This is a genomic window from Streptomyces sp. NPDC002130, assembly GCF_040296465.1.
Classification (GTDB): Bacteria; Actinomycetota; Actinomycetes; order Streptomycetales; family Streptomycetaceae; genus Streptomyces.
In genome coordinates, this window is the sequence record NZ_JBEOXI010000021.1 from 1 (window position 1) to 12,255 (window position 12,255).

Annotated in this window: 9 protein-coding genes; 2 read left to right on the forward strand and 7 right to left on the reverse strand. The window is 70.8% G+C overall.

Annotated features, from left to right (window positions below; all coding sequences use genetic code 11):
* The 6 genes from serA to ABT116_RS06250 form a co-directional block, all read right to left on the reverse strand.
* Positions 1-1,188: phosphoglycerate dehydrogenase (gene serA / locus ABT116_RS06225; RefSeq protein ID WP_351628557.1), on the reverse strand; the 1,188-nt coding region annotated here is incomplete at its 3' end.
* 269 nt (positions 1,189-1,457) lie between these two features.
* The gene (gene ilvC, locus ABT116_RS06230) at positions 1,458-2,456 is read right to left on the reverse strand and encodes a ketol-acid reductoisomerase (protein ID WP_351628560.1); all 999 of its coding nucleotides are present in this window, start codon (positions 2,454-2,456) and stop codon (positions 1,458-1,460) included.
* A 121-nt stretch (positions 2,457-2,577) separates the two neighbouring features.
* Positions 2,578-3,102, reverse strand: coding sequence for an acetolactate synthase small subunit (ilvN, locus tag ABT116_RS06235; protein WP_010048631.1), 525 nt, complete (start codon positions 3,100-3,102; stop codon positions 2,578-2,580).
* Between the two features lie 36 nt (positions 3,103-3,138).
* On the reverse strand, positions 3,139-4,989 hold the full coding sequence (locus ABT116_RS06240; RefSeq protein WP_351628563.1) for an acetolactate synthase large subunit: 1,851 nt from the start codon (positions 4,987-4,989) through the stop codon (positions 3,139-3,141).
* A gap of 224 nt (positions 4,990-5,213) precedes the next feature.
* Positions 5,214-8,261: a putative bifunctional diguanylate cyclase/phosphodiesterase gene (locus ABT116_RS06245; RefSeq protein WP_351628566.1), complete on the reverse strand. Its 3,048-nt coding sequence runs from the start codon at positions 8,259-8,261 to the stop codon at positions 5,214-5,216.
* A 424-nt stretch (positions 8,262-8,685) separates the two neighbouring features.
* Positions 8,686-9,636 (reverse strand): 2-hydroxyacid dehydrogenase, encoded by a 951-nt coding sequence (locus tag ABT116_RS06250; protein WP_351628569.1) that lies wholly within the window; start codon positions 9,634-9,636, stop codon positions 8,686-8,688.
* A gap of 77 nt (positions 9,637-9,713) precedes the next feature.
* Between ABT116_RS06250 and ABT116_RS06255 the strand changes: the two genes are divergently transcribed.
* Together ABT116_RS06255 and ABT116_RS06260 are read left to right on the forward strand one after the other, a co-directional pair.
* On the forward strand, positions 9,714-10,712 hold the full coding sequence (locus ABT116_RS06255) for an aldo/keto reductase (RefSeq protein ID WP_351628572.1): 999 nt from the start codon (positions 9,714-9,716) through the stop codon (positions 10,710-10,712).
* Between the two features lie 128 nt (positions 10,713-10,840).
* Complete coding sequence (locus ABT116_RS06260) at positions 10,841-12,013, forward strand: PQQ-dependent sugar dehydrogenase (RefSeq protein WP_351628574.1); 1,173 nt, start codon at positions 10,841-10,843, stop codon at positions 12,011-12,013.
* 15 nt (positions 12,014-12,028) lie between these two features.
* On the opposite strand, the gene ABT116_RS06265 is transcribed toward ABT116_RS06260, so the two are convergent.
* Positions 12,029-12,214: a DUF6191 domain-containing protein gene (locus ABT116_RS06265; protein WP_351628577.1), complete on the reverse strand. Its 186-nt coding sequence runs from the start codon at positions 12,212-12,214 to the stop codon at positions 12,029-12,031.
* Between the last annotated feature and the right edge of the window lie 41 nt (positions 12,215-12,255).

Here is a 12,255-nt window from a genome sequence, read left to right on the forward strand (position 1 = left end):
GACGCCGCGCTCCTGCGCGAAGAGCGGCGCGTTGACGTAGGAGACCGTCTCGTCGACGACGTCCTCGAAGACACCCTTGAGCGCGGACAGCTCCAGCACCTTCACGTCGTGCTGGGTGATCTCGCCGTACACCTCGACGTCGAGGCGGACCGCGACCTCACCGGCGAGGGCGGTGAAGATCCGGCCCAGGCGCTCGGCGAGCGGCAGACCCGGCTTGACGTCCTCGGCGATGACGCCGCCCTGCACGTTCACCGCGTCCGGCACGAGCTCACCGGCGAGGGCGAGGCGCACCGAGCGGGCGACGGCGATGCCGGCCTTCTCCTGCGCCTCGTCGGTGGAGGCACCGAGGTGCGGGGTGCAGACGACCTGGTCGAACTCGAACAGCGGGGAGTCCGTGCAGGGCTCCTTCGCGTACACGTCGAGACCGGCACCGGCGACCCGGCCCTCCTTGAGGGCGGAGTACAGCGCCTCCTCGTCGACGATCCCGCCGCGCGCGGCGTTGACGATGCGCACGCTCGGCTTGACCTTGCGCAGCGCCTCGTCGCCGATGAGGCCGACGGTCTCGGGGGTCTTGGGGAGGTGCACGGTGATGAAGTCGGAGACCTCGAGCAGCTCGTCCAGCGACAGCACCTTCACGCCCATCTGGGCGGCGCGGGCGGGCTGGATGTAGGGGTCGTAGGCGACGACCTTCATGCCGAACCCGGACATGCGCTGGGCGACCAGCGCACCGATACGGCCCAGACCCACGACACCGAGGGTCTTCTCGGCGAGCTCGACGCCCGTGTACTTGCTGCGCTTCCACTCGCCGTTCTTCAGCGCGGCGTTGGCCTGCGGGATGTGGCGGGCGGTGGCGACGAGGAGACCGCAGGCCAGCTCGGCGGCGGTCACGATGTTCGAGGTGGGAGCGTTGACGACCATCACGCCGGCCTTGGTGGCGGCGGAGACGTCCACGTTGTCCAGGCCGACGCCGGCTCGTGCGACGACCTTCAGCTTGTTCGCGGCGGCGATCGCCTCGGCGTCGACCTTGGTGGCCGAGCGGACCAGGATCGCGTCGACGTCGGCGATGGCCGGGAGCAGCTCGGCCCGGTCCGCGCCGTTGCAGTGCCGGATCTCGAAGTCCGGGCCCAGGGCGTCGACGGTGGCGGGCGACAGCTCTTCAGCGATGAGTACGACGGGTTTCGAGCTCACGTGAGTCCTCACAAGTCCAGTGCTGCGGACGGCCGTCCCGACGGCCGCAGGCGGTGGAGGGGTGCTTGCCGCGTTGGAGACGCACGACGCTGTGGGCCTGACGCGTATGTGTGCAGCAGTCTAGTGGCGCATGGGGCGTCGTCCTGTGCCGCTGCGGAAGGATCACCCGTCCGTGGCGGGACGGGTTGGACAACGCCGTACCACCGACGTTACCCGGGGTTCGCCGAAGGGGCCGGAGCGGGTTCGCTCCGGCCCCTCGGGCGGGCGGCTTACGCCTCCTCGTCGACCCAGCTCATGAGCTTGCGCAGCTCCTTGCCGGTGGTCTCCAGCAGGTGCTCGGAGTCCTGCTTCTTGTACTCGTTGTACTTCTTCAGACCGCCGTGGTACTCGTCCATCCACTGCGTCGCGAAGGTGCCGTCCTGGATCTCGGCGAGGACCTTCTTCATCTCGGCCTTGGTGGCCTCGGTGATGATGCGCGGGCCGGTGACGTAGTCGCCCCACTCGGCGGTCTCGGAGATCGACCAGCGCATCTTCTCCAGGCCGCCCTCGTACATGAGGTCCACGATCAGCTTCAGCTCGTGCAGGCACTCGAAGTAGGCGATCTCCGGCTGGTAGCCGGCCTCGGTCAGCGTCTCGAAGCCCGCCTTGACCAGCGCGGCGGTACCACCGCAGAGCACGGCCTGCTCACCGAACAGGTCGGTCTCGGTCTCCTCGGTGAAGGTGGTCTTGATGACGCCGGCGCGGGTGCCGCCGATGCCCTTGGCGTAGGACAGGGCCAGCGCGAAGCCGTTGCCCGTGGCGTCCTGCTCGACGGCGGCGATGCAGGGAACGCCGCGGCCTTCCTCGTACTGGCGGCGCACCAGGTGGCCCGGGCCCTTCGGGGCGACCATGCAGACGTCGACGCCGGCCGGGGGCTTGATGAAGCCGTAGCGGATGTTCAGGCCGTGGCCGAAGAACAGGGCGTCGCCGTCGCTCAGGTTGGGGGCGATGTGCTCCTCGTAGACCTGCGCCTGGATCGGGTCCGGCACCAGGATCATGATGACGTCGGCCTCGGCGGCGGCCTCCGACGGGCTCACCACGCGCAGGCCCTGCTCCTCGGCCTTGGCCTTGGACTTGGAGCCCTCGTGCAGACCGACGCGGACGTCGACACCCGAGTCACGGAGCGACAGCGCGTGGGCGTGGCCCTGGCTGCCGTACCCGATGACCGCGACCTTGCGGCCCTGGATGATGGACAGGTCGGCGTCGGCGTCGTAGAACAGCTCGGCCACTTTGGGTTCTCTCCTCGGGAGTGCAGGTGTTGCGTCCCACCGTATGACGGGGGGCGGAAGGGAAGCTTGAGGGTCTCGGAATACGGGCGGCCGACGGCGCGCCGACCGCCCGTTTCGGCTCTCAGGCCGACCGGTCCAGGGCGCGCAGCGACCGGTCCGTGATGGAACGGGCACCGCGGCCGATCGCGATCGTGCCGGACTGGACGAGCTCCTTGATGCCGTACGGCTCCAGCATCTTGAGCATGGCGGACAGCTTCTCGCCGGATCCGGTGGCCTCGATGGTGACGGCCTCCGGGGAGACGTCGACGGTCTTGGCGCGGAACAGCTGGACGATCTCGACGATCTGGGAACGCGTCTCGTTGTCGGCGCGCACCTTCACCAGAACGAGTTCGCGCTGCACGGCCTGCGACGGCTCCAGCTCGACGATCTTCAGCACGTTGACGAGTTTGTTGAGCTGCTTGGTGACCTGCTCCAGCGGCAGGTCCTCCACGCCGACGACGATGGTGATGCGGGAGATGTCGGGGTGCTCGGTGACGCCCACCGCGAGCGAGTCGATGTTGAAGCCGCGGCGGGAGAACAGGGCGGCGATCCGGGCGAGGATGCCGGGGGTGTTCTCCACCAGGACGGAGAGCGTGTGCTTGGACATGATCTGCTTCCTCTGCTTGAAAGTCCTGGGTGGCTCTCAGTCGTCTTCGTTGTCGCCGAAGTCGGGGCGGACGTCCCGGGCGGCCATGATCTCGTCGTTGGAGGTGCCGGCGGCGACCATCGGCCAGACCATCGCGTCCTCGTGGACGATGAAGTCGACGACGACCGGGCGGTCGTTGATCGAGTTCGCCTCTTCGATGACCTTGTCGAGGTCGTCCGGGGACTCGCAGCGGATGGCGTAGCAGCCCATGGCCTCCGACAGCTTCACGAAGTCGGGGACTCGGGTGCCGCGGGCCTCGGGGTTGACGTCGTCCGGGCCCGAGTGCAGGACCGTGTTGGAGTACCGCTGGTTGTAGAAGAGGGTCTGCCACTGGCGGACCATCCCGAGGGCGCCGTTGTTGATGACGGCGACCTTGATCGGGATGTTGTTCAGGGCGCAGGTGGTCAGTTCCTGGTTGGTCATCTGGAAGCAGCCGTCGCCGTCGATGGCCCAGACGGCGCGCTCGGGCGCTCCGGCCTTGGCGCCCATGGCGGCCGGGACGGCGTAGCCCATCGTTCCGGCGCCGCCGGAGTTGAGCCAGGTGCCCGGCTTGTCGTACTCGATGAAGTGGGCCGACCACATCTGGTGCTGGCCGACGCCCGCCGCGAAGATCGTGCCCTCGGGGGCGAGCTGTCCGATGCGCTCGATGACCTGCTGCGGGGAGAGCGAGCCGTCGTCGGGCTGGTCGTAGCCGAGCGGGTAGGTGTCGCGCCAGCGGCTCAGGTCCTTCCACCAGGCGCTGTAGTCGCCCTGGTGGCCCTCGCTGTGCTCCTTCTGGACCGCCAGGATCAGATCGGCGATGACCTCACGGGCGTCACCGACGATCGGCACGTCGGCGGCGCGGTTCTTGCCGATCTCGGCCGGGTCGATGTCCGCGTGGACGATCTTGGCGAACGGGGCGAAGCTGTCCAGCTTGCCGGTGACGCGGTCGTCGAAGCGGGCGCCGAGGGCGACGATCAGGTCGGCCTTCTGCAGTCCGGTGACGGCGGCGACCGAGCCGTGCATGCCGGGCATGCCCAGGTGCTGCGGGTGCTTGTCGGGGAACGCCCCGAGCGCCATCAGCGTGGTGGTGACGGGGGCGCCGGTGAGCTCGGCGAGGACCTTCAGCTCGGCGGTGGCCTTGGCCTTGAGCACACCGCCGCCGACGTACAGCACGGGCCGCTTGGCCTGGGTGATCAGCTTGGCGGCCTCACGGATCTGCTTGGCGTGCGGCTTGGTCACCGGGCGGTAGCCGGGCAGGTCCATGGCGGGCGGCCAGGAGAAGGTGGTCTTCGCCTGGAGGGCGTCCTTGGCGATGTCGACCAGGACCGGGCCGGGGCGGCCGGTGGAGGCGATGTGGAACGCCTGGGCGATGACCCGCGGGATGTCCTCGGCCTTGGTGACGAGGAAGTTGTGCTTGGTGATCGGCATGGTGATGCCGACGATGTCCGCCTCCTGGAAGGCGTCCGTGCCGATCGCCTTCGACGCCACCTGGCCGGTGATCGCGACCAGCGGCACGGAGTCCATGTGCGCGTCGGCGATCGGGGTGACCAGGTTGGTGGCGCCGGGGCCGGAGGTGGCCATGCAGACACCGACCCTGCCGGTGGCCTGCGCGTAGCCGGTGGCGGCGTGACCGGCGCCCTGCTCGTGGCGGACCAGGACGTGGCGCACCCGGGTCGAGTCCATCAGCGGGTCGTAGGCCGGGAGGATCGCACCGCCGGGAATGCCGAATACCGTGTCGGCGCCGACCTCCTCGAGAGAGCGGATGAGGGACTGCGCGCCCGTCACCTGCTCGGGGGCGGAGTGTCCTCCGGATCGGGGCCGGGGCTGCGGGTGGTGGGCCCCGGTGGCCTGCTCGGTCATCGGCATTCTCTTCTCAGATGCTGAGGGTTTATGCGAGGTTTGTACGGTCTTCGGCTGTTGCACGAAAGGCGCCTGTGCAACAAAAAACCCCTCGTGCCATAAGGCAAGCGAGGGGAGCGCGCCGGGTGGGGTCACTGAGCGGTCGAGGCTCAGCGTCAGCCGACGCGCTTTCCAAGTACGAGAATTCGGGTGCGCATGGCACTGACCCTCTCCCCGGCACGCACTCACTGTCAAGTAGGTGGGACGGGAGTCTCATTATGTGAGCGCAGAGCCGTGCCGCCTCCGATGACGGCGGACACGCCCGAGCTGTACACCCGCGGGGCGCCCCCCGCGAACGCCGGTTCGGCCGGACCGTTCGGCACCGGACAGTGGCCTGCGGCGAGCGCCCGGCGCAGCCGGTGCTCGTCGAGCGGCCCGGAGAACGCCATGCCCTGCCCGTGCGTGCAGCCCATCGCCCGCAGGGCGGTGACCTGCTCGGGCAGATCCACCCCTTCGGCCACGGACTTCAGCCCGAGGTCGCCCGCGATGCGCAGCAGCCCGCTGGTGATCTTGTGCAGCCGCGCGGACTCGACGACGCCCTCGACCAGACCGCGGTCGAGCTTCAGCACGTCGACGGGGAGCCGCCGAAGGGCCGTGATCGCCGCGTAGCCGCTGCCGAAGCCGTCGAGCGCGATCCGTACGCCGACCCGCCGCAGGGCGCCCAGACGCCGCTCCAGCTCGTCCAGGGAGACCCTCGGGTCGGCGTCCGACAGCTCGATGATCAGCGACCCCGGCGGCAGCCCGTGCCGCGTGAGCAGCGCCTCGATCGAGCCGAGCGGCATCGACCGGTCCAGCAGCCGGCGGGCGCTCATCCGCACGACGACCGGCACGGACAGTCCGGTCGCGTGCCGCTCGGCGGCCTGCTCGACGGCCTCCTCGATCATCCACCGGCCCAGCTCGGCGGTCCTGTCGCCGTCGTCGGCCACGCGCAGGAACTCCGCCGGGGTGAAGAGCACCCCCTGCGAGGAGCGCCAGCGCGCCTGTGCGGACACCGACGTGATCCGGCCGTCCGCCAGGGACACCACCGGCTGGTGCAGCAGGGCGAACTCCCCGTCGTGCAGCGCGGCCCGCAGACGGGTGGCGAGCTCGGCCTTGCGGACGACGTCCTGCTGCATCTGCGGCTTGTACAGCTCGACGCGGCCCTTGCCGCCGGCCTTGGCGCGGTACATGGCCAGGTCGGCGTTGCGCAGCAGTTCACCGGCGCCGAGACCGGATTCAGCGAAGGCGACGCCGATGGAGGCGTTGACACGGACATCGTTGCCGTCGATGAGGTAGGGCTGGGACAGCGTCGTCCTGAGGCGGTCGGCGAGCTCCAGTATGTGCCGCTCGCGGGCGTCCCGGTCGCGGGTGTTGTCCCCGGCGATCAGGGCCGCGAACTCGTCTCCGCCGAGCCGGGACGCGGTGTCGCCGTGCCGGACGGATTCCTGGAGCCTGCGGGCGGCCTGGACCAGCAGCTCGTCCCCGGCCTGGTGCCCGATCGTGTCGTTGACGGCCTTGAAGCCGTCGAGGTCGATGAACAGCACGGCCGTGTTGCGCAGGGCCACGCCCCGGTCGGAGGCGCGGCGGCCCGAGAGGGCGTGCTGGACGCGCTTGGTGAACAGGGCGCGGTTGGGCAGGTCCGTGAGCGGGTCGTGCTCGGCGTTGTGCTGCAACTGGGCCTGCAGGCGCACCCTTTCGGTCACGTCGCGACTGTTGAAGATGAGGCCGCCGTGGTGACGGTTGACGGTCGACTCGACGTTCAGCCAGCCTCCCCCACTCTCGGCTTCGCTCGACCGGGAGGTGCCCCCACCGCCCGAGCGGAAGCGGCACTCGATGCGCGTGGTGGGTTCCTCGACCGGGTCGGCGGCGAGGAATCTGCGCACCTCGTGCACGACGCAGCCCAGGTCCTCGGGGTGGATGAGGTTGGCCAGTTCCGTACCCACCAGCTCCTCCGCCGGGCGGCCGTACACACCGGCGGCGGCCGGGGAGACGTACCTCAGGACGCCACTGGGTGCGGCGATCATGATGACGTCGCTGGAGCCCTGCACCAGGGAGCGGAAGTGGTTCTCCTTCTGCGCCAGTTCCTGGGTGAGGGTGATGTTGTCGAGCAGCATGATGCCCTGGCGCACGACGAGCGCGAGCACCACGGTGCCTCCGGTCAGCAGGACCACGCGGTCGACGCTGCGGCCGTTGAGGACGTTGTAGAGGATCCCCAGGGTGCACACGGCGGCCGCGAGATACGGCGTGAGGGCGGCGAGGGAGCCGGCGATGGGCCGGGTGGCCGGATACCGGCTGTGCTCGGCGCCGGGCAGGGGCGCGTGGTGGTGGGTGCCGCCGCGCTGCCCCGGCACGTGCTCGTGCACCACGCGGGTGTGCCCGGCGGCGCCGTGCCGGTCGGAGCCGTGCCGGTCGCCCTCCGCGCGGGACCCCGCCCACGGGGCGTACGCCAGGAGCAGCGAGCCCGCGAACCAGCCCGCGTCGAGCAGCTGTCCTGAGCGGTAGTCGTGGTGCATGAGCGGTGAGGTGAACAGGGCGTCGCACATCACGGTCAGCGCCAGGGCGCCGATCGCGGTGTTCACCGCGGAGCGGTTGACCGCGGACCGCCTGAAATGCAGGGCGAGGACCATGCTCACCAGGGCGATGTCGAGCAGCGGGTACGCCAGCGACAGCGCGATGTGCGCCACGCCGGGCCCTTCCGATTTCGCGGCCTGGGCGAGGGCGAGGCTCCAGGCCAGCGTCAGCAGCGAGCCGCCGATGAGCCAGGCGTCCAGCCCGAGGCAGACCCAGCCGGCCTTGGTCACCGGCCGCTTGGCGAGCACGAGCAGGCCGACGATCGCGGGCGGCGCGAAGCAGAGGAAGAACAGGTCGGCGTAGCTGGGACTGGGCACGGGCAGGCCCAGGACCACCTCGTACCACCCCCAGACCAGGTTGCCCAGGGACGCCATGACCGAGGAGAGGCCGAACAGCAGCCAGGCGGGTCGGAAGCGGGGGCGGCGGCTGCGGGCGTAGAGGAAGCACGAGACGGCGGCGGTGGCGGCCGCGGCGCTCAGCCCGAAGTCGCCCATGAACAGGGCCACTTCGTATGAACCCCAGCCGAACGCGGCACCGACCGCGTATCCCGCGCAGGCCAGGGCGAGGACGAGTTGGAGGGCCAGGCCCGGCCGGCGGCCGGTGACCGGCGTGCGAGGCAGCAGCGCGCCCGGGGAAGGAGGCTGTGCCCGCAGCGCTCCGTCCAGCGTGGGGGTGGGGGGCGCGCTCACCGGGCCCTCCCGGTCCGCGCGACTCCCGGGTCCCGCGGGCTCCGGTGGACCGGCTGGGCATGCCTTCTGCTCCTGCCGGACCTGCGGTGATGGTGACGGTGGTCGGTGTGGTGTTCGCTGTGGTGGGTGTGGTGGCCGACGTGATCGGCGTGCTGACCGCGTCTGCTCGCGGCCGTCCGCCAGGGTCGCCGCCGGCAGCCCCGTCCCGTCGGATCGCTCGTCCAAAGGCCGTGCATCGCCTGTCGCCCCCCTCACAGTCTGAAGTGTCCGTCCCCGGCGCCGAACGGTCCCCGGCGCAGCCCCTGTCGGGACGATACACCAGTCTCGTCACTCAGGGACATAGGTTCTCTACGCTCCGTGACGATCAACAGATATATGAGTACCCACCGCACCCGGGGGATTGCGGACGGTGCTCGAAGGTCTCTCAGTCGGTTGATGCACCCGTCGTGAGGATCACGTTGCGGAGCGGCTCCCGGTTCACATAGCGGTTCAACTGGTCCACCAGGAGCCGCTTGGCGCGCGGAAGGAACGCGGAGGTGGGTCCGCCGACGTGGGGGCTGATGAGTACCCCCGGCGCACGCCACAGGGGGTGTTCGCGCGCCGGCGGCTCCGGGTCGGTGACGTCGAGGGCGGCGGTGATGCGGCCGGTCTCCAGTTCGGCGAGCAGGGCCTTGGTGTCGACGACGGGGCCGCGGGCGACGTTGACGAGCAGCGCGCCGTCCTTCATCCGGGACAGGAAGTCGGCTCCGGCCAGGCCGCGGGTGGCTTCGGTGAGGGGGGTGGACAGGATCACGACGTCCGCTTCCGGCAGCAGCGCGGGAAGGTCGGTGAGCGGATGCACCGGACCGCGCGCCGTGGTGCGCTCGGAGCGCGCGACGCGCGCCACCCGCGCCACCTCGAACGGAACGAGCCGGTCCTCGATGGCCTCGCCGATCGAGCCGTATCCCACGATGAGGACGTTCTTGTCGGCGAGCGCGGGCCGGAACCCGCCGAGCCACTCCCCCCGGTCCTGCGCGCGGACGAAGTCGGGGATCCCGCGCAGCGAGGCCAGGATCAGCGCGAGGGTGAGCTCGGCGGTGCTGGCCTCGTGCACCCCTCGCGCATTGCACAGCCGCACACCCGCGGGCAGCTGCCCGAGCCCCGGCTCCACGTGGTCGATCCCGGCGGAGAGGGTCTGCACGACCCGGATGTTGCTCATCCGCCCCATGGGCCGTACGCACAGCGGGCTGGGCTTCATGTAGGGGACGACGTAGAAGGCGCAGTCGGCCGGGTCCGCGGGGAAGTCCTCCTCGCCGTTCCAGAAGCGGTAGTCCGGGCCCTCGGGGAGTCCGTCGATCTCGTCCGGCGGGATGGGCAGCCACACGTCAGCAGTCATGCTCTGGAGGCTATGTCAGGAGCGTGTGACGGCAGAGGTTAGGTTGGGGTGGCTCGAACAGGGAGGGTCACGACCAGGTGGAGCGCAGGACGATCGGCGCGGCGGCGCTCGCGGTGGGGGCCGTCGGACTCGGGTGCATGCCGATGAGCTGGGCCTACAGTGCGTCGCGGCGGCGGGGCGACGAGTCGCTCAGGGCGGTGCACCGGGCGCTCGACCTGGGTGCGTCCCTGCTGGACACGGCCGACATGTACGGCCCCTTCACCAACGAGCTGCTGGTGGGGCGGGCGTTGAAGGAGCGGCGGTCCGACGCGTTCGTGTCGACGAAGGTCGGGCTGCTCGTGGGCGACCAGCACATCGTCGCCAACGGCCGCCCCGGGTATGTGAAGCGGGCCTGCGATGCGTCGCTGCGGCGGCTGCAGACCGACGTCATCGACCTCTACCAGCTGCACCGGGCCGACCCCGAGGTGCCGGTCGAGGAGACCTGGGGCGCGATGGCGGAGCTCGTCCGGGCCGGGAAGGTACGGGCGTTGGGCCTGTGTGCGGTGGGCGCGCGGGCCGGTCGCCGGGCCGGGGCCCGGCTGCATGACGGAACGATCCGGCAGCTGGAGCGGGTGCAGCAGGTCTTCCCGGTGAGCGCGGTGGAGGCGGAGCTGTCGGTGTGGTCGCCGGAGGCGCTGGAGGCCCTGCTGCCGTGGTGCCGGACGCGGGGCGTCGGTTTCCTCGCCGCGATGCCGCTGGGCAACGGCTTCCTGACCGGCAGGCTGCGCCCCGGCGCGGGCTTCGAGGCGGACGACCCGCGCGCCCGGCACCCCCGCTTCACGGCCGAGATGATGGCCGCGAACCAGCCGTTCGTCGTGGGTCTGCGCCGCGTGGCCCGCCGGCACGGCGCGGGCGTCACGCCCGCCCAGGTCGCCCTCGCGTGGGTGCTGGCCCAGGGCCCGCACGTGGTCCCGGTCCCCGGCACGAAGCAGGAGCGCTGGGTCACGGAGAACACGGCGGCGACGGAGGTGCGCCTGACCCCGGACGACCTCAGGGAGATAGCCGCGCTGCCGCCCGCCCAGGGGTCGTGGGACTGAGGGGCGGGTTTGCGCCCCGGTGCGTTTCGGGCAAACCCCGCGTTCCCGCTACGGCGTTCCGTGATCGGGAACCCTCACGCCGCGAGCGGTGTATGACAGGGAGAAGGACCTGCCCCGTCGAAGGGACCATGATCGTGCAACGTCGAGCCGTCCCGGCCGTGCTGGCCGCCGCCGCGCTCCTGCTGACGGCCGGTTGCTCCTCCGACGGAGGAGGCCCGTCCGGCAAGGACGACAGCGCCTTCCCGAGCCGGACGGCACCGGGGTCGTCCGCACCGCCGCGGCAGGCGGCCGAGGAGACACCTCCCGCCCGGGGCTCGGTGAAGGTGGTGCGCACCGTCGCCGAGGGCCTGGACTCCCCCTGGGGCCTCGCTCCGCTGCCGGGCGGCGGCCTGCTCGTCGCCTCCCGGGACGACGGGACGATCGTCCGGGTCGACGAGAAGACCGGCAAGAAGACCGAAGTGGGCGAGGTGCCGGGGGTCTCGGCTGCCGGCGAGGGCGGCCTGCTCGGAATAGCCCTGTCCCCCGACTACGCCTCGGACCGCATGGTCTACGCGTACTTCACGTCGGCGTCCGACAACCGCATCGTCCGCATGATCTACGACGGACAGAAGCCCTCCGGCGAGCAGCTCGGCGCTCCCGACACGGTCTTCAAGGGCATCCCCAAGGGCTTCATCCACAACGGAGGGCGCATCGCGTTCGGCCCGGACAAGATGCTGTACGTGGGGACCGGCGAGAGCGGCGACACGGGCCTGTCCCAGGACAAGGACTCCGTCGGTGGCAAGATCCTGCGCCTGACCCCGGAGGGCGAGCCGGCGCCGGGCAACCCGTTCCCGAACTCGCCGGTGTACTCCTACGGCCACCGCAATGTGCAGGGCCTCGCCTGGGACGGCAAGCAGCGGCTGTTCGCCTCGGAGTTCGGCCAGGACACCTGGGACGAGCTCAACGCGATCAAACCGGGCGACAACTACGGCTGGCCGGAGGCCGAGGGCCGGTCCGGCGACGGGGGGTTCCACAACCCGGTCGACCAGTGGACCACGGCCGAGGCCTCGCCCAGCGGCATCGCCTACGCCGAGGGGTCGGTCTGGATGGCGGGCCTGCGCGGCAAACGGCTGTGGCGCGTCCCGCTGAACGGCACGGCGGCCTCGGCGGAGCCGCAGGCGTTCCTGGAGGGCGAGTACGGGCGGCTGCGCACGGTCGTCGCGGCGGGCGGCGACAGGCTCTGGCTCGTCACCAGCAACACGGACGGCCGGGGCAGCCCGAAGGACGGCGACGACCGGATCCTGGAACTGCGGGTGACGTAACCCTGGGCCGAGGGGCTACTCCCCCTCGCCGTCCTCGTGCTCCTGCGACGGGCGTACGACGACCTTCCCGGACGCGAGATCTATCGGTCCGCGTCCGGGATCGCCGTCCCCGACGTCCTCACGGGTCAGTTCCAGGCGGTTCTGTTCGTCGCGGGTGTGCTTGCGCCCGGGCGAGAACAGTTCCTCGAACACGTTGAACAACGGTGCCTCCCTGGGCCGCGGGATCCGCGACGTCCCTCACA